Source organism: Amycolatopsis dendrobii (assembly GCF_014145675.1).
Lineage (GTDB): Bacteria > Actinomycetota > Actinomycetes > Mycobacteriales > Pseudonocardiaceae > Amycolatopsis > Amycolatopsis dendrobii.
Map to the genome: position 1 here is coordinate 451324 of NZ_JACGZW010000002.1, position 22402 is coordinate 473725.

The 22402-nt window shown below is 70.4% G+C and carries 15 protein-coding genes; 8 read left to right on the forward strand and 7 right to left on the reverse strand.

The genetic code is table 11. From position 1 onward, the window contains the following. Nucleotides 1-46: 46 nt before the first annotated feature. Together H4281_RS06260 and H4281_RS06265 are read right to left on the reverse strand one after the other, a co-directional pair. Nucleotides 47-3667 carry an ATP-binding protein gene (locus tag H4281_RS06260; RefSeq protein ID WP_182889904.1) on the reverse strand — a complete coding sequence of 1207 codons (3621 nt, stop codon included), beginning with the start codon at nucleotides 3665-3667 and terminating at the stop codon, nucleotides 47-49. A gap of 64 nt (nucleotides 3668-3731) precedes the next feature. Next, on the reverse strand, nucleotides 3732-6971 hold the full coding sequence (locus tag H4281_RS06265) for an ATP-binding protein (RefSeq protein ID WP_182889905.1): 3240 nt from the start codon (nucleotides 6969-6971) through the stop codon (nucleotides 3732-3734). Between the two features lie 320 nt (nucleotides 6972-7291). On the opposite strand from H4281_RS06265, the gene H4281_RS06270 reads away from it, so the two are divergent. The 4 genes from H4281_RS06270 to H4281_RS06285 all read left to right on the forward strand — a co-directional run bounded on the left by H4281_RS06270 (nucleotide 7292) and on the right by H4281_RS06285 (nucleotide 9900). Further along, the gene (locus H4281_RS06270; protein WP_182889906.1) at nucleotides 7292-7570 is read left to right on the forward strand and encodes a WXG100 family type VII secretion target; all 279 of its coding nucleotides are present in this window, start codon (nucleotides 7292-7294) and stop codon (nucleotides 7568-7570) included. Then, the gene (locus H4281_RS06275) at nucleotides 7567-7830 is read left to right on the forward strand and encodes a hypothetical protein (protein ID WP_220506765.1); all 264 of its coding nucleotides are present in this window, start codon (nucleotides 7567-7569) and stop codon (nucleotides 7828-7830) included. The genes H4281_RS06270 and H4281_RS06275 overlap by 4 nt, the downstream gene beginning before the upstream one ends. Nucleotides 7831-7933: 103 nt before the next feature. Beyond that, nucleotides 7934-8569: a response regulator transcription factor gene (locus tag H4281_RS06280; protein ID WP_182889908.1), complete on the forward strand. Its 636-nt coding sequence runs from the start codon at nucleotides 7934-7936 to the stop codon at nucleotides 8567-8569. 11 nt (nucleotides 8570-8580) lie between these two features. Beyond that, entirely contained in the window at nucleotides 8581-9900 is a 1320-nt protein-coding gene (locus H4281_RS06285) for an amidase (RefSeq protein WP_182889909.1), read from the forward strand. A 231-nt stretch (nucleotides 9901-10131) separates the two neighbouring features. Here H4281_RS06285 and H4281_RS06290 read toward each other — a convergent pair whose 3' ends face one another. The 4 genes from H4281_RS06290 to H4281_RS06305 form a co-directional block, all read right to left on the reverse strand. Next, a complete protein-coding gene (locus H4281_RS06290) occupies nucleotides 10132-11280 on the reverse strand; it encodes a coiled-coil domain-containing protein (protein WP_182889910.1) in 1149 nt (382 codons plus the stop codon). A gap of 120 nt (nucleotides 11281-11400) precedes the next feature. Then, on the reverse strand, nucleotides 11401-13392 hold the full coding sequence (locus tag H4281_RS06295; protein ID WP_182889911.1) for an SDR family oxidoreductase: 1992 nt from the start codon (nucleotides 13390-13392) through the stop codon (nucleotides 11401-11403). Nucleotides 13393-13786: 394 nt separating this feature from the next. Beyond that, nucleotides 13787-14494, reverse strand: coding sequence for a class F sortase (locus tag H4281_RS06300; RefSeq protein WP_182889912.1), 708 nt, complete (start codon nucleotides 14492-14494; stop codon nucleotides 13787-13789). 19 nt (nucleotides 14495-14513) lie between these two features. Next, the gene (locus tag H4281_RS06305) at nucleotides 14514-16004 is read right to left on the reverse strand and encodes an MSCRAMM family protein (protein WP_182889913.1); all 1491 of its coding nucleotides are present in this window, start codon (nucleotides 16002-16004) and stop codon (nucleotides 14514-14516) included. A gap of 320 nt (nucleotides 16005-16324) precedes the next feature. On the opposite strand from H4281_RS06305, the gene H4281_RS06310 reads away from it, so the two are divergent. The 4 genes from H4281_RS06310 to H4281_RS06325 all read left to right on the forward strand — a co-directional run bounded on the left by H4281_RS06310 (nucleotide 16325) and on the right by H4281_RS06325 (nucleotide 21096). After that, a complete protein-coding gene (locus tag H4281_RS06310) occupies nucleotides 16325-17185 on the forward strand; it encodes a Bax inhibitor-1/YccA family protein (RefSeq protein ID WP_182889914.1) in 861 nt (286 codons plus the stop codon). A 147-nt stretch (nucleotides 17186-17332) separates the two neighbouring features. After that, nucleotides 17333-17950: an LppU/SCO3897 family protein gene (locus H4281_RS06315; protein WP_220506767.1), complete on the forward strand. Its 618-nt coding sequence runs from the start codon at nucleotides 17333-17335 to the stop codon at nucleotides 17948-17950. A 152-nt stretch (nucleotides 17951-18102) separates the two neighbouring features. Beyond that, the gene (locus tag H4281_RS06320; protein WP_370648129.1) at nucleotides 18103-19380 is read left to right on the forward strand and encodes a YeeE/YedE family protein; all 1278 of its coding nucleotides are present in this window, start codon (nucleotides 18103-18105) and stop codon (nucleotides 19378-19380) included. Between the two features lie 183 nt (nucleotides 19381-19563). After that, nucleotides 19564-21096, forward strand: coding sequence for a DHA2 family efflux MFS transporter permease subunit (locus tag H4281_RS06325; protein ID WP_182889917.1), 1533 nt, complete (start codon nucleotides 19564-19566; stop codon nucleotides 21094-21096). A gap of 64 nt (nucleotides 21097-21160) precedes the next feature. On the opposite strand, the gene H4281_RS06330 is transcribed toward H4281_RS06325, so the two are convergent. After that, entirely contained in the window at nucleotides 21161-22381 is a 1221-nt protein-coding gene (locus H4281_RS06330; protein WP_043828073.1) for an acetyl-CoA C-acetyltransferase, read from the reverse strand. Nucleotides 22382-22402 lie beyond the last annotated feature (21 nt).

Consider the following 22402-nt stretch of genomic DNA (forward strand, 5'->3'; position numbering starts at 1 on the left):
GGGGCACCCGCGCCTGCCGACCGTCGCCAACGACCCCCGACTTTCGTCAACCCGTCCGGCGCGCCACCGTGGTCGCCAGCTCGCTGCGCGACGGCGCGTCCAGCTTCCCGAGCAACCGCACGACGTGCGCCTGAACCGTCCGCCGAGGCAGCCGCAGCTCCGTCGCGATCTCCGGATTCGACCGGCCGGCAGCCACCAGCCGGGCGATCCGGACCTCCAGCGTCGACAGCGACTCCCAGCCACGCTCTGGCCGCGCCGAAGCCAACGAAGCCCCGCGCTGCACGCCGACCGCCTGCAATCGCGTCTCCGCGTGCTCCAGATTCCACGCCGCCGAAAGCTCCGTGTACAGCGAAGCCGCCTCATCGAACGCCGCCTGCGCGGCATCCAGCCGGCCGACCCGCGCCAGCAGCACCGCCGAGTCCTCCAACGCACTGGCCAGCTCCGGTTTCCGCCCCACCGCACGGAAATGCTCGACCGTCCGCAGAACCGGCTCCGGATCCTCGCCCAGCAACCCCCGGCACCATTCGGCAGCCGCGAACGCCCGCGCCGGTTCGAGTTCCTTCTCCGCCTCTTCGACACAGACCTCGAGTGCCCGCTCCGCCGCCGCCCGGTCGCCCGCCGCCAACGCGATCTGCGCGAACTGCGGCAACCACTGGTGCCGCAACATCATCTGCGCGTAGGTCGGATTCAAAATCGGCTCGAACACCGTGATCGCCTTCTGCAGATCACCCTGCTGATAGGCGACAAGTGCGTGCGCGGCAAGCAAAAAGTCGAAACTCTCCCGCTCGGCACTGGTCGCCGGCGCGTGTTCCTCCGCCGCGTCCAGCAGCGCGGCCGCCTGCGCGTGCTCGCCCCGCCGTGCCGCGATGAGCGCCGCGACGCCGTGCAGCAGCAGCGCCGCCGCGCCCGGTTCCCGCAGGCCGAAGAAGGTGATCGCCGGACCGTCCTCGGTCACCGTGTCCAGCTCCACCAGCGCTTCGTCCCACCGGCCTTCCCAATACCGGTGCACCGCAACCGAAACCTGCAGGCCGCTCGGCATGCTGTGCCGCCGCGTCACCTCGGCGGCCTCCTGCAACGTGCGGTTCGCGTCGTCCAGCCGGTCGAGGTTCTGCAGCGTGAAGACGCGGTTGTCCAGCAGATCCAGGTGCAGGTCGGCCAGTTCGTGCTCGTCGCCGACGGCCGCGATCGCCTCGTCCACGTGCTTCAGCGCGCTCGGGTGGTGCCGTCGCACGGAATCGACCAGCCACAACGTTTGCAGCGCGTGCGCGGTGAGGTAGCCGTCGCCGTTGGCCTCGGCTCGGGCGACGTGCGCGTTCTTCTCCGCGACGTCGAGGTCGTCGAGCCCGCCGCGCCGGAAGTTCGCGAGCAGGTGGCGGCCCTTGACCCGCCACAGCTCCGGCACTCCCGGATCCTCCGCCGGATTCCCGAGCGTCTCCACCGCGAGCTGCACGTCGCCGCGGCGGAACCGCATCGCGGACACGACATGGCGCATCTCCGCCGCGTTGTCCGGATCGCGTGCCACATCGAGTGCTTGCAGTGCAAGGTCTTCCGGGTTCCGTTCCAGTCGGAACAACACCCGCACCAGCGCGACCAGCAACGGTTCGCGGCGCGGATCGTCGTCCTCGACCACGGCGAGCGCGCGCTCCAACAGTTCGACCGCGATCAGCGGGGCCCGGTTCGACACCGCGCTCTGGTGCTCGACGAGCCAGTCCAGCACCCACGGATCCACAGTGGACGGAACGGCCACGAGCTGCTCGGCGACCCGCTTCACCGGCGCGCCGATCTTCGCCAGCGCTTCGGCCGCCTGCCGATGCTGCGCGGCCCGCGTTTCCGGCGGCAGATGGTGGTACAACGTCTGGCGCAGCAACGGAAGCCGGAACGCGAGCTGGGTTCCGGTGTCGAGCAGGATGTTGTCCGCCACGGCCTCTTCGAGCGGGCCGAGCAGGTCCGACGGACGCTGTCCGAGCACCGCCGCGATGTCGCCGACGGCGAACTCCATGCCGAGGATCGCGCCCCAGCCCAGCACGTGCCGGGTCTGCGCGGGCAACAGCTCCAGCCGCCGGTTGACCGCCGCGACGATCGATTCCGGCGGCTCGAAGCGCAGCGGATCCGGGACGTCGGCGAGCCCGTCGCGGTGCTCGACCGCACCCGAGTGCACCAGCGCGTCCAGCATTTCCTTGAGGTACAAGGGATTACCGTCAGCGCGCGCGAGCAGCTCCCGCAGCCGCGGTCCGGGATCCGCGCCGATCTGCCGCTGCGAGAGGGCCAGGACGTCGTCCTCGCCGAGCGGGCCGAGGTCGAGCACGATCCCGTCCCGCGTCTCGACGCCGCGGCGCAGCTGAGTCATCTCCGGCCGCTCCGGCGCCGGCCGCGTCGCGGCGACCAGCAGCAACGGCAGCTGCCGGGCGGCCGCGGACAGCCGGTGCCACACCAGCACGCTCGGCTCGTCCGCCCATTGCAGGTCGTCGACCACGAGCAGCAACGGCGATTCGGCACACAGTTCGTCGACGAGCGCCAGCAGCCGGTCCACCGAGTCCAGCACCGGGTCGCCGACGCGCCGCACCGGTTCCTCGCTGCTCAGCGCGACGCGCGCGCGGCGCGGATCCGGCGAATGCGGGTCGATCGCCAGGCATTCGTGCATCACCTGCAACGGGAACCGCATGCTCAGCTCGTCCGCGGCCACCCAGGCGAGCTGGAGACCAGCGGCGTCGCCGAACGCGTGCGCCAGCAGCTCCGACTTCCCGATCCCGGCCTCGCCCTCGATCCACACCGCCCGGCCGCGGCCCGCGCGGACGCCGTCGAGCAGCTGGCGCAGCTTGCTGACCTCGGCTTCCCGGCCGAGCAACGGGTCCCGCGGCGCCCGCACGACCGGCTCGGGCAGCTCCGGCCGCCGCAGCTCCAGCGCCGGGTCCTCGGCGAGCACGCGCTGGTGCAGTTCGCGCAGCCCGGGCCCAGGTTCCACGCCCAGCTCGGCGCGGAGCGTGCGGCGTGCGTCGCGGAACACGTCGAGCGCGTCGGAATGCCGGCCGCTGCGGTAGAGCGCGAGCATCAGCGACGCCCGCAGCGATTCACGCAGCGGGTACTCGGCGGTGAGCGCGGTCAGCTCGGCGATGATCTCCTGGTGGCCGCCCATTTCCAGCCTGCTGCGGGCGGCTCGGTCCAGTGTGTCCAGCCGCAGCTCGGCCAGATATGCGCGATGCCGCTCGGCGAAATTGCCGGGCACCCCGGACAGCGCTTCGCCGTGCCAGAGCTTGAGCGCGGCGCTGAATTCGGCGACCGCCCGGTTGTGCGCCCCGGCCTCGGCCTCGCGCTTGCCGTCTTCCCGATGCTGTTCGAACTTCGCCGCGTCCAGCGCTTCCGGCGCGAGGTCGAGCGTGTAGCCCGCCGGGCCGGAGCCGAGCACGCTCGACGCGGACCACCGGGTGCGTTCCGGCTCCAGCGCGCGGCGCAACCCGGAGATGTAGGTGTGCACGCTGCCTTCGACACTGGCCGGCGGCGAATCGCCCCATACGCCCGCGATCAGCTCCGCGCGCGGCACCGGCCGTCCGGCGGCGACCGCCAGCATGGCGAAGACCGCGCGCTGCCGCGCGGGTCCGAGCGAGATTTCGGTCGTCCCGCGCCAGGCGCGCAACGGGCCGAGCACCGTCACCCGCAAATCCCCTGGCATGCCGTTCCATTCGCCGTGTTGACCGAGTTTACCGCCTCGATCATGGACGCGAGTCCACCCCGGTTCACTCTCCTGCCGCACGCGCGCGGACCGGACTGGCCCGCCGGATGCCGTACGGCTGCATCCGTGTCTCGGCCCGCCGCACGTCCCACGCCGCGCCGACCGAGGTGTAGCTGGTGAGTGCCGCGAGGAAAGCCGTGCGCGCCTCGTCGAGGCGGCGGTACTCGGCGAGCAGGATCGCGGCGTCCTCGCTGGCGCGAGCGTGTTTGAGCATCCGCCCGGCGGCCTCGTAGTGCGTGGCGGCGCCGAGGATCGCGTCCGGATCCGCGGTGACCAGGCCCCGGCAGTGCGCGGTCGCCGCGGTGTGCGACGGCGGAGTGTCGTATCCGCTGGTGTCGCCCATCAGCCGCAGTGCCCGGAACGCGTGCGGCTGGTCGCCGAGCTGCATGGCGAGCCGCGCCAGGTCGGGCAGCCACTGCTGACGCGCCGCGGGCGGGTAGTTCTGGTCCAGCAGCGGGAGAAGCGCGGCGAGCGCGGCGTCCGGATCGCCTTCCAGCTCGGCGAGCTGAGCGCGCGCGGCGAGCAGGTAGTCGCCGCCGTTCGGTTCGAGGCCGTGCGGGAACTGGTGCCGGGCCGCCGCGTCGAGATGCGCGCGCGCCTCGTCCGGTTCGTCCCGGTGACTCGCGATCAGCGCGCCGACGCCGTGCACCAGCAACGCCGATCCCGGACTGCGCAACACATACGACGCGGTTTCCGCGCCGCCCCGGATCACCGTGTCGAGTTCGGCCAGTGCCTCGCCCCAGCGGCCGCGCCAGTAGTAGTGCACCGCGCCGGCCAGGTGCATTTCCCCGGGCACCGCCCGGGTCGCGGCGAGCCGGCGCGCGGTGCTCAGGTCCGCGTCGTTGTCGAGCCCGTCCAGCACGCCCAGTTCGGACAGATCCGGTGCGGCCGCTTGATGGTCGACGGCGAACCGTTCGATGGTCACGCGCAGGGTTTCGTGCCGTCCGCGCCACATCTCCGGCACCTTCGGATCGGCCAGCGTACGGCGGACTTCCGCCGAGGCTTCGGCGAATTCGCCGCGGCGGTAATAGATGTAGGCGAGGATCCAGCGCATTTCCGCGGCCTGCCTGCTGTCCTTGGTGCGCGCGACGACCGACCGCGCCTCCGCCTCCGGCTCCCGGCCGAGCCAGAACAGCAGCCGGGCGAGCGTGGCGGTGAGCGGTTCGCGGGCCTCGGCGGGCAGAACGGCCTGCTTGACCACCTGTTTCAGCAGGTCCACCGCGATCCGCGGCGACTGCGCGGCGACCGTGCCGATGTGCTCGACCAGCCAGTTCGCCATCCACGGGTCCACCTGCGCCGGCGCGGCGGCCAGTTGTTCGGCGACGCGTTCCGCGCCTGCACCCGCTCCGTCGAGCGCTTCGGCCAGTTGCCGGTGCAGGGCGACGCGCATCGCGGCGGGAGTCTTTTCGTACAACACGCGGCGCAGCAACGGGTGCCGGAACTTGAGCAGATCGCCGGACTCGACCAGCACCCCCGCGGTGAGCGCTTCTTCGACGGCGGGCACGAGCGCCGTCGGCGCGCGTTCGGTGGCGATCGCGATGTCGGCGAGCGAGAATTCCTTGCCCAGCAAGGCCGCCCAGCGCAACAGGTCTCGCGCGGAGCTGGAGAGGAAGATCAGGTACAGCGTGATCCGCGAGCCGAGCGGCGACGGGATCGAGCGGCACGAGGAACCGTCGACGATCGCGTGCGCGCCGTCGAGCAGGATCATCGAATTGGCGAGCAGGGTTTCGACGATTTCCGTGGCGTAGCGCGGATTTCCGGCGGCATGGCCGAGCAGCACCGAGAGCATCCGGTTCGGCGGCGCGCCGGTCAGGTCGGCCGAGAGCTTCCGGATCTCGTTGTCCGGCAACGGTTCCAGTCGCAGCAGCGAGGTCGCGCCGGACGACAGGTCCGCGGCGAGCGCTTCGAGCGCGGCCGAGCGGGGGAGCGGGCGGCTCGCTCCGACGAGCAGCAGCGGCAGTCGCCGGGTCTCGCGCGCGAGGTGCTGCCACACCTGCAACGTCGTCTCGTCCGCCCATTGCAGATCGTCGACCACGAGCGCGAGCGGCCCGTCCGCGCACAGTTGTCGCACCAGTCCGAGAATGCCCTGAACCGGGTCCAGCTCCGGGTTCTCGGCGAGCGCCACCGCCAGTTCCGCGCGGCGCAGGTCCGAGGCCCGCGGGTGCACGCCGAGCGCGTCCAGCAGCGGACGCAGGGCAAAGCCCTGGTCGAGCGAGTCCGCGGCGGCGAACAGTGCGGGGTAACCGGTTTCGTGCGCCAGCGCGACGGTCTCGGCCAGCAGCGCGGTCCGGCCGATTCCCGGTTCGCCCTTGACCCACACCGAACGGCCGAGGCCGCCGCCGAGACCGGCGACGGCCTCGCTGAGCAACTGCAACTCGTCTTCCCGCCCGACGAACGTCGCCGGACGCGGCGGCAGGACCGGCAACGGGAAGCGGGGAACCTTCGTGACGGGCGCGGGCGTCACCGCCGCGTCGGCGGCCAGCAGCTTTTCGTACAGCTCCCGCAGCGCCGGACCCGGCTCGGTGCCGGACGCTTCGACCAGCCGCTCGCGCAGCTCGGTGTAGACGGTGAGCGCCTCGTGGTGCCTGCCCGTCTGGTCGAGTGCTCGCATGAGCAGTCCGTGCAGCGGCTCGCGGAACGGGTGTTCCGCGGCGAGCTCGCCGAGTTGCGTGACGAGCCCGGCGGACTCGCCCGAGTCCATCGCCAGCTCGGCCCGGCGTTCGACGGTCGCCAGCCGCAGCTCCTCCAACCGCACCCGCTGCGCGGTGGCGTAATGCCCGGAGAGACATTGCAGCGGCGTGCCGTCCCACTCCGCGAGAGCCTCGTCGAGCACGCTCCGCGCCTCGGCCCGGCGTCCCTCGGCGAGCAGGCGGTTGCCGAGGTCGCGCAGCGCACTGAAGCGGTGGACGTCGATCTGCTCCGGTTCGACGCAGAGCGAGTAGCCGGACCCGGTGGACGCGATCAACCGCGATTCGGCGCCCTTGCGGCGGCCCGGTTCGAGAACGCGGCGCAGTCCGGAGATATAGGTGTAGATGCTCCCTTGCGCACTGGCCGGGGGCGCGTCGCCCCACACTGCGTCGATGAGCACTTCACGGGAGACGGTGCGGTTCGCCGAGAAGGCGAGCACCGCGAAGACTGTGCGCCGATGAGCAGAACCGAGGTCGAGCTGCCGGTCGCCGAGCCAGGCTCGCACCGGTCCGAGCAGCTGGATTTCCGGCGCCGGGACGCCGCCGGATGCCGACATCGGTCTCCCTTCACGCGCTGACGGATCGTCACACGCCGGATGCCACTGGTGAGCTTACGCCGAAAAGGTGACGTCGCGGGACCGCCCCGGGTTGCTTTTGCCGGTCTTGTCCAGCGAATTGTCTGGTGGACATGGTCGCGGGGGAGGCCCGGCGGTGAACGCCGGGCAAACCGGCGGGGCGGTCCGGCAGGCACACCTGCCCCGACAAAGGGGCATCGGCCACGCTCCCCGGTTTCCGGACGGGAATCCCTGCGGCAGCCTCGACGAGGAGCCCGCGCGCCCGATTCGCGGCTTCGGCGCGGCGACGGTGAGGAGGAGGCGTGGACCCGGTTCCGGCCCCGGCGGGGGCGAGGTTCGCGGCGGCGATCGACGCGGCGAACGCCTGTTTCGGCACGGTGAACAGCGAAATGGCGGCGCTGCAGGCGTCGTGGCGCGGCGAGGCGGCGGTGCGGTTCGGCCAGGCGATGAACGATTGGGAGCAGCAGTTCGATCGCATTCTGGCAAGTCTGGCAGATCTCGTGGACGTCGCGCGCGGTACGGGCGCGTCCACCACCGCAAAGTGCTCAGATGAGCGCGTGCGGTGCGCCGACCACCCATGAGCGGCGATCCTGGCTTCGACCAGGCCGCCGAGGTGCTGTCCCGGATCCGCCGCACGACCGGCGACCTCGGCGCGGTGCTCGCCGAGCTGGAGTCCGCGGTGGAACCCGAGGTGGCCGGCTGGCCCGCCGCGGCGCGGGCCCGCTACCGGGAGGCCAAACGGGAGTGGGCCACCGCGCTCGACCGGATGCCCGAATGCCTCGACCGGGCGGCGCAAGCGTTCCGCGAGATCTCCGGTCCAGAGCCGAAAAGAGGCCTTTGAACAGCGAAAACCCTGGTTTTCTTCACCGGCCTTCACGAGCACGCCAGAAAACGTGAAGTCTCGCCCGCCACACTGCGTCCAGGCAATGTGGAGGGGGTTAATCGTGAAGCTCGTCAAGGTCGCAGTGCTCGCCTCGGACCCGATCACCCGGGCCGGAGCCGCGAGCCTGCTGGGTTCGCGCCCGGAACTGGCCCTGCTCGGCCACGACGCGGCGAGCCAGGCGGACGTGGTCCTCGTGATGGAGGAGCACGTGACCGACCGGGTGCTGTCGCAGGTGCGGGACCTCGGCAGGCAGTCCGAGCAGCTGACCGGACCGCATCTGGTGATCGTGGTCGACCACTTCCGCGAGAGCGACCTGATGACGGCCGTCGAATGCGGGGTCGTCGCGATCCTGCCGCGCCGCGAAACCGGCGGCGGCGAACTGGTCGCGGCAGTGCTGGCCGCGGGCGACGGCACGGCGACGCTCCCGCCGCGGCTGCAGGGCGCGCTGCTCGCACAGGTGCAGCGAATGCGCCGCGACGTGCTGGAGCCGAACGGCCTCACGCTGTCCGGCCTGGCTTCGCGCGAATGCGACGTGCTGCGGCTGGTCGCCGAGGGCTACGGCACCGAGGAGATCGCGACGAAGCTCTGTTATTCGGAGCGGACGGTCAAGAACGTGCTGTACGGCCTGATGACCCGATGCGGTCTGAACAACCGTGCGCACGCCGTGGCCTATGCCCTGCGCGCCGGCGCGATCTAGTGTTCTGACCCATGGCGCAGACGGCGGTAGAGATCGCTCGCGGAGTGCGGGCAGGAGAGCTGGACCCGGTCCAGGTGACCGAGGAAGCCCTCGCCCGGATCGCTGCGGCGGACGGCGTCGTCGGCGCTTTCCGCCGAGTGCGCTCCGCCGAGGCCCGAGCCGAAGCCGCCGAAGTCGCGGCCCGCCCGGACCTGGCTTCGCTGCCCTTGGCCGGCGTCCCCGTCGCGGTCAAAGACGTCACCGAGGTCACCGGCGAATACCTGGGCTGGGGCTCTGAAGCAGGCCCTCGCGCCCTCGCGGACGCCGACGGCCTGATCGCCGCCCGCCTGCGCGCAGCCGGCGCGGTCATCGTCGGCCTGACCCGCGTGCCGGAGCTGTGCATCTTCCCGACCAGCGACGACCCCGCCGGAATCGCCCGCAACCCCCGTAACCCGACCTTCACCGCAGGCGGTTCCTCCGGCGGCAGCGCGGCCGCGGTAGCCGCAGGCCTGGTCCCCATCGCGCACGGCACCGATGGCTTGGGATCCATCCGGCTGCCCGCCGGAATGTGCGGAATCGTCGGCCTGAAACCCGGCCGCGACGTGGTCCGCGAAGAAACCCCAGGCTGGTTCGGCCTCTCCACCCACGGCCCCCTGACCACGACGGTCGCCGACGCCGCCCTCCTGATGTCCGTCCTGGCCGACCGCCCGGAATGGGCCACCCCGGAGACGCCCGGTCCGCTGCGGATCGCGACCTCGACCCAGGTCCCCTTCACTCGATCCCCCCTGCCGCGCCCGCTTCGCGCCGCCGTCGACCAGGCAGCCACACTCCTTTCCGTTCGCCATTCGGTCTCGCCCGCGACGCCCGCCTACCCCCTCCGCGCACTGGGCGGCCTGCTCGCCCGCTGGTTCGCCGGCCCCGCCGAACAAGCCGCCGGCGCCTTCGACCTGTCGCGTCTCCAGCCCCGCACGCGAACTCACGTCCGCCTAGGCCGCCTGACGTCGCGCCTGGTCACCGACCGAGCCCGCGACGAATGGCAGACAATCGCGGCGCGGTTCTTCGAGTCGCACGACGTGCTGGTGACTCCGACACTGGCGACGCTCCCGCTGAAAGCCCGCCGCTGGCACCGGAAATCCTGGCTGGCGAACGCGATTCCGTCCTCCCGGGTGGCCGCTTTTACCGGCCCGTGGAACCTTGCCGGATACCCGGCACTGTCGGTCCCGGTCGGCCGCCACCCCGTTCACGACCTGGCGACCTGCGTACAACTGGTGGCCCGCCCCGGTGGCGAGCCGGTCCTGCTGGGGTTGGCGGCGGAACTGGAATCAGCGAACCCCTGGCCTCAGACGGTCTAGGCCACCTGCGGCCCGTGAGGGAAGCAGAGTCCCTGAAGGTCGCCCTCACGGACTTGGCCGGGGCGTACGCGGCGGGCCGCGACTGCTGACGCGCACCGCGAATCCCTGAGGGCGGGCCAGCTTCGCGCGGTGGTCCGTCCTTCCCCGCTGCGGGTGAAAGGCCTGCTCGGATAACCGCAGTAAGCCCGCCACCCCGTTGTCCGGACTGGCGGGCTTACTGCGGATTGTGGATCAGCTGCTGGGCTTGCCCGCCGCCTGCGGCTGGGACTTCGCACCGTTCGCCGTCGAACCGTTCCCGTTCTTCGCGCCGTTTCCAGCCGCGCTTTCCGCCGCCCCGCCACTCGCGGACGAGCCGTTCCCGGTCGTGGCCTTGGCACCCGAACCGTTCCCGCTCTTCGGCTTGGGCGACGGCGCGGCCTTCGTCTCGACCGGCCCCGGCGACGGGTCCGGCTTCGCCGGGTCATCGCCACCGACCAGCTTCGAGGCGGCGGGCAGCACCGATTCCGACGGCAGTGCCGTCAGCAAGCTCTCGCTGCGCCCGAGGACCTCGTCCGCCATCGCCAGGTTCTTGCGGGCCTGTTCGCGGATCTCGGCGAGCCGCTCGACCTTGCGCGTCGCCGCGGTGGTGCGCTGGGCCGCCTGCGTGGTGGCCTCGTCGAGACGGCGCTTGGCCTCCGCCGTCGCCTCCTCGACGCGGCGAGTCGCCTCTGCGGTGGCTTCCGAGATGCGGCGCTCAGCCTGATTTTTGCTGGCCGTGCGCTGGTCGGCGATCATCTTTTCGTGCGCGGTGCGCTCGGCGGTGATCTTCGCGTCGAAGTCGCGTTCGATCTTGCGGCGCTTGCGCTCGGCTTCGTTGTCGAGGAGTTCCCGGCGCTGTGCCGCCTCGACCGTCAGCCGCTGCACTTCGGCGCGGGTTTCCTTCAGCGCGGCCTCGTGCTCCGAGTGCAGCGCTTCGGCCTGCTTGTCCAGTTCCTCGACCAGGCGGTGGTACCGCTCGCGCAGCTTCGTGGACGCCTCGGTGGACGACGCCCAGTGCTTCTCGGCCGCCACCTGCGCGCGCTTGGTGATCTCCTCGGCCCGCGCGTTCGCGAGCGTGACAGTGCGCTGCATCCGCTCGTCCAGGTCCTCGAGCCGCTCCGGCGGCTTCATCAGTTCCTCGACCCGCGACTGCAGCTTCGACACCTCGCCGCGCGCCGTCTCGAGTTCGCGCGACAGCGTGGCGACCTGGGCGGCCGCCGCGTCGCGGTCGGTGATCAGCCGGTGCAGCTGGCCTTCGAGGTGGTCGAGGTACTGCCGCACCTCGGTGCGGTCGAAGCCGCGCCAGGCTTCGGTGTACTCGCGCCGCAGCGGGAGGAGGCCGTTGTCTCGCTCGGGAACCATGCCCACGACCGTACCCGCGCACCTGGCGTGCGTGCCGCCAGGAGTGGTGAATCACCGCCCCGGGTCGATTCTTCGTGGCGATCTCGCCTGAACGGCCTCACCCGCCGCGCCGAGCCGTCACTACCAGTGGAACCCGCGCGACAGCCGGGCCAGCGCCATCGCCGCGCGGGACAGGTGTTTCTCGCCCCTTCCGATCTTCAGTTTCCCGCTGCCGCCCGCCGCCGCGGAGTCCGGGAAGATCCGGAAACCCTGGTACGCGATCGCGTCGGTCAGCCCGGGCGCGAGCGTGTAGGTCAGCCCGATCGCCTGGCCCGCCGGGGTGCCGATGTGCTTCGGACGCTGGACCAGCGCTTTCAGCACCATGTCCGCCGCCTGCTCCGGCGATTTCGTGGGGAAGGCGTCGTAGATCTTCGTCGGCCGGATCATCGGCGTGCGCACGAGCGGCATGTGGATGGTGGTGAAGGTGATCCCGTCGCCGTGCGTTTCGGTCGCCGCGATCCGGGAGAAGTAGTCCAGCGCGGCCTTCGACGCGGCATAGGCGGAAAAGCGCGGCGCGATTCCCTGCACGCCGATCGAGGAAACGTTCACGATGTGCCCGAATTTCCGCTCCGACATGTGCGGGAGGACCGCCAGGATCAGCCGCACCGCGCCGAAGTAGTTGATCGCCATCGCGCGCTCGTAGTCGTGCATCCGGTCGTACGACAGCTTGATCGACCGCCGGATCGACCGGCCGGCGTTGTTCACGAGCATGTCGATCCGGCCGTGTTCGGACAGCATCGCGTCCACGGCCTTGCGCACCGAATCCTCGTCGGTGAGGTCCGCCGGGTAGACCGACGCGGTGCCGCCCGCCGCGATGATCTCGTCGCGCACCTCTTCCAGTTCGTGCTGCCGCCGCGCGACCAGCAGCGGCACCCCGCCCGCCGCGGCGACCTTCAGCGCGGTCGCCCTGCCGATGCCCGACGACGCGCCGGTGATGATCACCCGGCGGCCGTCCAGTTCGCCGCGCGGACCGTGCTTGCGCGCGCGGAACGGGTCGAGGTGTTCGCGCCAGTAGCGCCACAGCGTCGAGGCGTATTCCTCGAGTCGCGGCACCTCGACGCCGCTTCCGGCCAGCGCCTTGCGCGTCTCCGCGGACGCGAACACCGACGGGAAAGCCATCGTTTCCAGCAGTACCGGCGGGATGCCGAGCCGTTCCAGCACCGCGTCGCGGGCGATGGTGAATCCGGGAATGTGCTCGCTGAGCTTGACCAGCCCGACGATTCCCTTCGACACCTTGTCGCCGAGTTGCACGGTGATCGTCGGCGCCCCGGCGGCGCGGGCGAACGCGTTGTAGACCGACACCACCGGCTGCGGTTCGGGGTTCACGAGGTGGAAAGCGCGCCCGTCGAGCCCCGGCGTGGCGACCAGCTCCAGCATGGCCTTCGCGACGTAGTCGACCGGAACCACGTTGGTGTCGCCCAGATCCGGGCCCGCGGTCGGGAGGTCGGGCAGCCCGGCGAGCCTGCTGATCGCGGGGAAGAGGTAGTACGGACCGTCGATCTTGTCCATCTCGCCGGTCTGCGAATCGCCGACCACGACCGCGGGCCGGTACACCCGCCACGGCACCTCGTGCTGGTCCCGGACGAGTTTCTCGGCCTCGAATTTGGTGCGGTGATACGGCGTGATCAGCCGCTGTCCCACGTCGAACATGTCCTCGGTGAACAGTCCTTCGTGGTCGCCCGCGACGGCGACCGACGAGACGTGGTGCAGGCACCCGGCGTTCAGGTCCGCGGCGAGGTCGATGACGTTCTGCGTACCGTCCACATTGGCCCGGATGCTGGTTTCGTCGTCGGCGGTGATGTCGTAGAGCGCGGCGAGGTGGATGACGTGGTCGACGCCGCGCAGCGCCTCCCGGTCCGCTTCGGACACTCCCATCAGCGGTTCGCCGAGGTCGCCGGTCACGAGCGTCACGCGGTCCGGATGCGGCCATCCGTCGACGAGCGCGGCCAGCTTCTCCCGCGACGACGCGCGCACCACCAGCGCGACCCGTTCCACGTCCGGCCGGGTGAGCAGCTGCCGGGTGACCTGGCGCCCGATCAACCCGGTCGCGCCTGTCACCAAGAACGTCGCCATCTCCATCACCCTCCGCCGTGCCGCCGCCTGGACCCATGGGCATTCTGCTGCATGGACGCCGCCCTGACCACAACGCGGCAGGGTGAGGTTACTCGCAAGTAACTTAGCGGCGGAACGGGGTCCCGCAGGTGGCGGCGGATTTCCGCGAACGACGGGCCGGTCAGAAACTGCGCGAACGGACCCCTCGCGCGGTTTCAGCGGGCCGCGAGGGGACCCCTCACTCCTGATCCGGCACCGGAAGCGCGGTCAACGATCCGTGAGAGCCGCGGAAATCGGATTCAATGCCAGGAACTTGAGCCCGTGTCGCGGGAGCGTCGCGCGGTGCGCTCGCCCGGTCCGGCGGTCACCTCAAGCGTCTCTTGCTCACGGACAGGAAGATCTCCGGCATCGCTCCTTATGCCGGGTCGGCGATCACGACGCGGTTCTCCTCATACCCGTCGCTCCCGCCGATCCAGCGCCCACCGCAGGTCACCAGGACCACTCGATGCGGACCGGCCTGCCCGAAGAGGTCGTCGGCGCGGCTCGGCAGATCGTTCTTGTGCACGGTGACCAGCTGCGAAATCCGGTACCGGCTCGTCTTGCCCGCGCGGTCCACGATCGTCACCACGCCGCCGATGCGCTCGCTCCACAATTCCGAGAACGGCCCGGTCGCGCCGCGCCAGTTCACGTGGCCCGCGAACACGCTGGCGCCGCTGACCGCTTCCAAATCCGCGCCCCACCACGCCGCCTGTCCGATGTCCGACGGCACCGGAAGCGTGTTGCCCGGCCCGAGGTCCTGGCGCACCATCGCCGCGGTCCCGCCGCCGGGCAGCCGGATCGTGCCCGGCGCCTGCGGTCCCGGTTCCGGAGCTTGCCGATGCTCCGCGGGCGCGGCCGGCGGTGCGGCCGCGGAACTGCTCGGCGGTGCCGCCGAACTGCTCGACGGCGGCGCGGGAGCCAGCTGCTGCGGGGAAGCGGCCGGAACGGCGGCGGCGACCGGGGACGCGCTCCCGGCCACCACCGTCGTCGGCGGCGAACTGATCACGACCGTCGCGAGTTCCACTGCCAGCACGCTTGCCGCGCCGAGCACGAACCCGCCGACCAGCCGTCCTTTTCCGGTCATCTGTCCTTGCTGCTTTCGCTTACCGCCGGGCCGACCGCCGAGCGGCGAACCCGACCAGCGCCGAACCGACGAGCACCAGCGCCGCGAGACCCGCGATGCCGCCCGTGGAGAAACTCGTCTCGACGGTGCCCTTGGCCATCGTCACCGGCAGGTCGCCGGCGGGAATCGCGTGCGGCACTTCGTTCGGCGTGTTGGCCACAGTCAGGGCAAGTGTGCCGCCCGGCGTCAGCGACCCGCACGCGGCGGGCGGGTTGTTCGGGTCGAACGCGTTGGTGTAGCCCGGCGGCGCGTTCACCTCGACCACGCAGACCTCCTGCGGGGCCAGCAGGTTCTCCACCGTCGCGGTCCCATTGTCGCCGCTGGTGGTGACCACGGCGGGCTGCCCGTCGGGCCCGGTGAGCGGCTTGCCGTCCTGGCTGGTGGCCGCGGTCTTGCGGTCCTTGCCGGTGACCCGCAGCGTCGCGCCGCCGATGCCCTTGCCGGTCTTGGCGTCGGTCTTGGTGACCTGCACCTTGCCCGGCTTCGCCACGGCGACGACGCCTTGTGCGGTCAGTCGCTTCTCGCCGCCGGTGCCGACGACGCTCTGGATGCCGTCCTTGGTGTTGACCGGGTTCTGCACGGTCGGCTTGTCGGCGGGCGCGGACAACGACGCGACGAGCTTCGGCTGGTCGCCAGTCGGCGTGACCTTCGCCGTGACTGTGCCGTTCGCATCGGTCTTGATCGTCGTGTCCTTCTGCGCGGCCTGGGGCGCGGGGTTGCCGGAAGAGGAATCGGACGCCTTCTCCGCGTCTGCCTGCTTGTCTGCTTGGCCGACCGTCCCGTCGGTGGCGGTCAGCTTCACCGGAACGTCCGGAATGCCTTTGCCCTGGGAGTTCTTCACCGTGACCGTCCAGGTCGCGGGCTGGCCGAGGTGCTGATCGCCCTTCGGCGCGGTGACCGACGCGGTCCACGGACCGCGGTTCGCCTCGGCCTCGGCCTTCATCTTGGCCACGTCGTCCTTGGCGGCCGGGGTGAGTGCGTTGAGGTACTTCTGCTCGGGATAAGCCGCCTTGTCCGGGGGCGTGCCGAAGTCCGTGTCGCCGGGAGCGTGTGTCTTGGCAGTCCACGAGTGCAGCAGGTGGGCCAGCGCGGCGGCCTCGTCGTTGTTCGAGGTGTTGCCGTAGCGCAGCAACAGATACGAGATGTTGCCCGCGACGTCGGGCTGGAGCTTTTCGCCCCACTTCGTCAGCAGCTCATCGCCTGGCTGGTACGCCTCGTCGCTGCCCGGCGCCTTCAGATGGAACCGAACGCAGAACACGTTCTTGCCGCCCACCTTGTACGAGCCGAGCCAATCCTCGTAATCGGTGCCGCCCTCGTTGTGGACGATCGTCAGGCCGGGGCCCTTCACCGCGCCCGCGGCGGCGGCCGGGGTCGTCCCTAATGCGGTTACGGAGAGTGCGCCGAGCAGTGCGGTCGCGACCAGTCCGGTGGCCGCGCGCCAGCGAGCGCGCGGGCGTGAGATCCACCCCATGGTGTGTTGGCTCCTTCGACGTGCCTGCCGACGCCTGAACGGCGTCCTCGCAGTTCACCTGATCGAACAACTCCCCGACACGCGTTCGGTCACTTCCCGGACACGCGATGTGAAGGTTCGCGGGTCACCATGGGGGTTGTCTAGAGACCATCGGGTGACCTGCGGTGAACGGTCGTGACCTTCATCGCCTACGGTGGCCGTAACGGGGGTCGCCCCACCCGTGCGGGTGATGAGTAAAATCGGCTTTACCCGAACGGGAACCAGCGAGCCGCCGCGGTCGTTGAACCCGATGCAAGGTGCCATAAAGTCCAGGAGGACAGGTGCGTTCCAGCAGCAACCCGGCGTTCCGCAATCTCCCGCGCGGCGCGGCCGCGACCGGGCAGTACGGGCCGAACGTCGGCTTCGACCAGCCCTACGGCCAGCCGCAGGGCCAAGGCGGCGTCCCGGGTTACGGCCCCGGCCAGATGGGCACCGCCTCCGCCGACCGTCCGATGACGGTCGACGACGTCGTCATCAAGACCGGCATGTCGCTCGGCGTCGCGCTCGTCGTCGGCGTGCTCACCGCGATCTGGGCGCAGTCCCAGCTCGTGCGCGACTCCCTCGGCAGGCTTTCGCCGAGCGGTCCGCTCCTCGGCGCGCTGATCGGCGGGCTCGTGGTGGGCCTCGTCGTGTCGCTGGTCATCATCTTCAAGCAGAAGCCGAGCGGTCCGCTCACGCTCGTCTACTCCGGTGCCGAAGGCCTGTTCCTCGGTGCGCTCAGCGGGTTGTTCGAGGTGTTCCTGCCGGGCATCGCCCTGCAGGCGCTCATCGGCACCGCGGGCGTGTTCGTCGCGATGCTGGTCGTCTACAAGACCGGCGCGGTGAAGGTCACGCCGAAGCTGACCAAGTGGATCGTCGGCGCGGTCGCCGGTGTGGCCATCCTGATGCTGGTCAACCTGGTCACCGCGGTGTTCTTCGGCTTCAACCCGCTGCGCGACGGCAGCCCGCTGGCCATCGTCTTCAGCCTGGTGGTCATCGGCATCGCCGCGTTCAGCTTCCTGCTCGACTTCGACCAGGCCGACAAGATGATCCGCGCCGGCATGCCGTCGAAGTGGGCCTGGTACGCCGCCTTCGGCCTGATGACCACGCTGGTGTGGCTCTACCTCGAGATCCTGCGTCTGCTGTCTTACCTGCGCGACTAACCGTCGTACAGGTTTCCCGGGAAGGGGCGCTCCGCGTTACGCGGAGCGCCTTTTCTGTTTTTCTGCTCCGAACCTCTGCGAGCCCCGGCGGCCGTCGTGTTGGATGTGCCCGGACGGAATCTTTCTTTCGGGTTTGCGAGGCATCACGTGAGCGTTCCCCCGCACGGGCACGGACCGCAGCAGGGCTACGGACAGAACGGCCCGTCGCCGTTCCAGCAGCACTACGGTCCGGGCGGGATGCCGCCGCGGCAGAGCCCGAAGCGAAGCTTCCCGACCCGGACCGTGGTGCTGGTCGCCGTCGCGGTGGTGGTCGTGGCGGCGGGGGTCGTCATCGGCTTCTTCACGTTCGGCAACTCGACCAGCAACACCCACGCCAGCGACTGCATGCACATCGAGAAGTCCGGCTCGACCACGACGACGAAGACCGTCGACTGCGCCGACCCCGGAGCGAACGTCAAGGTCGCGGTCGTCCGCTCCAGCCGCAGCGGCACCTGCCCGCGCGGCGACTACTACCGCTACACCACCGGCGGCAAGAACCACCGCGTGCTCTGCCTCGTTCCCAATGTGCAGCAAGGGGATTGCCTCTCCGGGCTGCAGACCGCCTCGACGACCTACCAGAAGGTCGCGTGCACGGACCCGCAGAAGAACGCGGAAATCGTCAAGCTGGTGCCCGGTGCGAAGGACCGTTCGGCGTGCGAGGGCAGTGGTTCGACCACCGCCCGCTGGTACTCCGATCCCGAGGAAGCCATCTGCATCAAGAGCTGACCGGGGCGGTACAAAGGGGCCGTCCGGACGCCCGGTTTCGGCCGTTCGTCGCACTCCGTGGGACAGGCTGCGTGCGGCGCCCGCGCGGACCTAACGTGGATCGCCGCCCGCCGCCGGGCGGGTCCCGTTGATCCCCGACACCCCCAGGAGACGTGGTGGCGACCACCGATTCCCCTGTCGACGAGCGAAAACTGCTCGACTTCCCGACCTCCTGCGCGGCTCCGGCGCCTAAACCGGAGGAGCCGGTCAAGGTTGTCCCGCTGGCCGTCGCCGCGGTGCTCGCGGTCGGGCTGACCGCCTACGTCTGGGCCGCGCACGGCGCGAAGTTCGGGGTCCTGCTCGTGCTGGGGCTGGCGCTCGGCCTCGCCCTTTTCCACTCCCGCTTCGGGTTCACGTCCGCGTGGCGGCAGCTGATCGCCGTCGGCAACGGCCAGGGCCTTCGCGCGCACACCCTCCTGCTCGGCACCGCCGCGACGCTCATCGCCCTCATCTGCGGCACCGGCGCGGGCCTCTTCGGCAGCAAACCGGTGCCGGTGGCGAACGTCGGGCCGATCGGGCTCGCGTTGTTCGTCGGGGCCACGTTGTTCGCGATCGGCATGCAACTCGGCGGCGCGTGCGCGTCCGGGACGCTGTTCGCGGTCGGGGCCGGGCAGTCGACGATCGTGCTGACCCTCGGCGGTTTCATCACCGGATCGGTCCTCTACACGTGGGGCTACCCGCTTTTCACCGGCTGGCCGCAGGTTTCCGGATTCCTGCTGTCGGACCACGTCGGCTGGTTCGGTTCGTGGGCGATCACGATCGCGGTGCTCGCCGCGATCGTCCTCGCGACTCGCGTGGTGCAGAAGCGCCGCGTGCCGCCGCCGGTCGACACTGTCCCGACCGCACGCGGGTTCGCCCGGATCTTCCGCGGCTCCTGGCCGATCCTCGTCGGCGCGGTCGTGCTCGGCGTGCTGGCCGGCGCGGTGTACCTCGTTTCCGGCGGCATCTGGGGCGTCACGAGCGCGTTCAGCCTGTGGGGCGCGAAAATTCTGCAGGTGTTCGGACTGCACCCGGAGCAGTGGGAGTTCTGGCAGCTGAAGGCGAACGCGACGTCGCTGTCCAAGCCGATCTGGCAGGACAAGACGAGTCTCACCGACATCGGCATCATGATCGGCGCGTTCGTCGCCGCCGCGGCCGCGGGCGCGTGGAAGATCCACAGCTCGATCCCGTGGCGCACCGCCGTCGCCGCGATTCTCGGCGGAATCCTCATGGGAATCGGCGCGCGGCTGGCGAACGGCTGCAACATCGGCGCGTACCTCGGCGGAATTTCCGTCGGCAGCCTGCACGGCTGGCTGTGGGGCGCGTTCGCGCTTTTCGGTACCTGGATCGGGCTGAAACTGCGGCCGTTGTTCGGTTTGGGCAACCCGGTGCGCACGGACAGTATCTGCTGACGAGTGGGGACTTTTCGCAGGTCATCGCGACTGCGCGAAAAGTCCCCACGCATTTCGCCCGGCAGCGAAAAAGACTGCGTCGCCGCTTGCCGCTCGGCTAGTCTGGAGCGCGCGCAAGGGGGAACCGCGGTCGTATTGTCGCGTCGCGGGCTTGCGCATCACCACTAACAGATGGGGTTCCGCATGTCCGCACCTGCGACTCCGGCCGCGCCGGATGCCGGTGACAAACTCGACCGGGGAGTGCTGAAGGTCGCTTCCGTGGTGGTGCTCGGCGCCATCATGGCGATCCTCGACACCACCGTGGTCAACGTCGCGCTCCAGAAGCTCACCATTCAGTTCACCACGTCCTTCGACACCATCCAGTGGGTCGCGACCGGCTACATGCTGGCGCTGGCGACGGTCATCCCGGTCACCGGATGGGCGTCCGACCGGTTCGGCACGAAACGGCTGTACCTGCTCGCGATCGGCACCTTCCTGATCGGCTCGATGCTCGCCGGGCTCGCCTGGAACGTCGAATCGCTGATCGCGTTCCGCGTCGTGCAGGGCCTCGGCGGCGGCATGCTGATGCCCGCGGGCATGACGATCCTGACCCGCACCGCGGGCCCGCAGCGGATCGGCCGCGTGATGTCCGTGCTCGGCGTCCCGATGCTGCTCGGCCCGATGGCGGGCCCGATCCTCGGCGGCTGGCTGGTCGACTCGGTGAGCTGGCGCTGGATCTTCTACATCAACGTCCCGATCGGACTGATCGCGTTCCTGCTCGCGCTGAAGCTGCTGCCGAAGGACGACCCGGAACCGTCCGGCCGCTTCGACTTCCTCGGCATGCTGATGGTGTCGCCCGGCCTCGCCGCGCTGATCTTCGGCGTCTCGCGGATCCCGTCGACCGGCACCGTCGGCGCGCTCGAGGTGTGGCTGCCCGCGCTGGCCGGGATCGTGCTGCTGGTCGCGTTCGTGCTGCGGGCGCGGACCGTGGAGCATCCGCTGATCGACCTGAAGCTTTTCCGCAACCGGTCGTTCTCCGTCGCGATGGCCACGATGGCGGTGTTCTGCATCGGATTCTTCGGCGCGATGCTGTTGCTGCCGACGTATTTCGTGCTGGTGCGCGGCGAAACCGCGCTGAACGCCGGTCTGCTGCTGGTGCCGCAGAGCCTCGGCGCGGTGGTGTCGATGCCGATCGCCGGACGGCTGGCGGACAAGATCGCGCCGCGCAAGATCGTGGTGCCCGGCCTGGTGCTGATCGTGGCCGGCATGATCGCGTTCACCCAGGTCACCGCTACCACGTCGTATCCGCTGCTGCTCGCCGCGCTGTTCGTGGTCGGGCTCGGCCTCGGCTGCACGATGATGCCGATCACCTCGGCCGCGCTGCAGACGTTGCAGTCCAAGGACATGGCGAAGGCCTCGACCGCGACGAACATCCTGCAGCAGACCGCGGGCGCGATCGGGTCCGCGGTGATGTCGATCATCCTGGCGGCGCTGCTCGCCGGGAAGTTCGGCGTCCCGACGAGCCAGGGCCAGCTGGTCGCCACCGCGGCGACGATGAACCCGGCCACGCACGACGCCGCGGCGGGCCTCGCGGGCGAATCGTTCGCGACGACGTTCCTGTGGGGCACGATCCTGCTGGCGCTGTGCCTGGTGCCCGCGTTCTTCCTGCCGAAGAAGCGCGTGGTGCCCGCGGCGACGGAGTCCGACGAGGTCGCTCCGCCGGTGCTGATGCACTGACGTTCCGCCCAATGAAAAGGGCCGCCCGCGTTGCGCTCGCGGACGGCCCTTTTCGTTGCCGGAACTAGGAAAGCCGCTCCAGCACCATCGCCATGCCCTGCCCGCCGCCGACGCACATCGTCTCGAGGCCGAACTGCTTGTCGTGGTGCTGCAGCGAGTTGATCAGCGTCGAGGTGATCCGCGCGCCGGTCATGCCGAACGGGTGGCCGACCGCGATCGCGCCGCCGTTGACGTTCAGCCGGTCGAGGTCAATGCCGAGGTCGCGGTAGGACGGGATGACCTGCGCGGCGAACGCCTCGTTGATCTCGACCAGGTCGATGTCCGAAATGGACAGTCCAGCGCGGGACAGCGCCTGCTTCGACGCCTCGACCGGGCCGTAGCCCATGATCTCCGGCGACAGGCCGGTGACGCCGGTCGACACGACGCGCGCCAGCGGCGTCAGGCCCAGTTCGCGAGCCTTCGTGTCGGACATGATCACGACAGCCGCCGCGCCGTCGTTGAGCGGGCAGCAGTTGCCGGCGGTGATCCGGCCGTCGGGGCGGAAGACCGGCTTCAGCCCGGACACGCCCTCGAGCGTGACACCCGCGCGCGGCCCGTCGTCCTTCGACACGACCGTGCCGTCCGGCAGCGTGACCGGGGTGATGTCCTTGGCCCAGAAACCGTCCGCGATGGCCTTCTCGGCGAGGTTCTGCGACCGCACGCCGAACTCGTCCATCTCCTCGCGGGTGACGCCCTTGAGCCGCGCGAGGTTCTCCGCGGTCTGGCCCATCGCGATGTAGACGTCCGGAAGCTGCCCGTTCTCGCGCGGGTCCTGCCAGCTGTCCGCACCGGACTCGGCGGTGGCCTTGGTGCGCGCCTCGGCGTCGGCGAACAGCGGGTTGTGCGTGTCCGGCCAGGAGTCGGAGCTGCCCTTCGCGAACCGAGACACGGCCTCGACGCCCGCGGAGATGAAGACGTCGCCCTCGCCCGCCTTGATCGCGTGCAGCGCCATCCGGGTGGTCTGCAAGCTGGAGGAGCAGTACCGGGTGATCGTGCAGCCGGGCAGGTGGTCGTAGCCGAGTTCGACGGCCACCGCGCGGCCCATGTTGAAGCCGGACTCGCCGCCGGGAAGGCCGCAGCCGAGCATCAGGTCGTCGATGTCGGCCGGGTCCAGCTGGGGCACCTTGTCCAGCGCCGCGCGCACCATCTGCACGGCCAGGTCGTCGGGGCGCATCCCGACCAGCGAGCCCTTCCCGGCGCGGCCGATCGGGGAGCGGGCGGTGGAGACGATGACGGCTTCGGGCATGACAGACACATCCTCGGGTCG

Excerpts from the sequence above, each read along its gene's own strand:
- H4281_RS06260 (WP_182889904.1), bottom strand. The coding sequence starts at position 3,667 with ATGCCAGGGGATTTGCGGGTGACGGTGCTCGGCCCGTTGCGCGCCTGG.
- H4281_RS06265 (WP_182889905.1), bottom strand. The coding sequence starts at position 6,971 with ATGTCGGCATCCGGCGGCGTCCCGGCGCCGGAAATCCAGCTGCTCGGA.
- H4281_RS06275 (WP_220506765.1), top strand. The coding sequence starts at position 7,567 with ATGAGCGGCGATCCTGGCTTCGACCAGGCCGCCGAGGTGCTGTCCCGG.
- H4281_RS06285 (WP_182889909.1), top strand. The coding sequence starts at position 8,581 with ATGGCGCAGACGGCGGTAGAGATCGCTCGCGGAGTGCGGGCAGGAGAG.
- H4281_RS06290 (WP_182889910.1), bottom strand. The coding sequence starts at position 11,280 with ATGGTTCCCGAGCGAGACAACGGCCTCCTCCCGCTGCGGCGCGAGTAC.
- H4281_RS06295 (WP_182889911.1), bottom strand. The coding sequence starts at position 13,392 with ATGGCGACGTTCTTGGTGACAGGCGCGACCGGGTTGATCGGGCGCCAG.
- H4281_RS06300 (WP_182889912.1), bottom strand. The coding sequence starts at position 14,494 with ATGACCGGAAAAGGACGGCTGGTCGGCGGGTTCGTGCTCGGCGCGGCA.
- H4281_RS06305 (WP_182889913.1), bottom strand. The coding sequence starts at position 16,004 with ATGGGGTGGATCTCACGCCCGCGCGCTCGCTGGCGCGCGGCCACCGGA.
- H4281_RS06325 (WP_182889917.1), top strand. The coding sequence starts at position 19,564 with ATGTCCGCACCTGCGACTCCGGCCGCGCCGGATGCCGGTGACAAACTC.
- H4281_RS06330 (WP_043828073.1), bottom strand. The coding sequence starts at position 22,381 with ATGCCCGAAGCCGTCATCGTCTCCACCGCCCGCTCCCCGATCGGCCGC.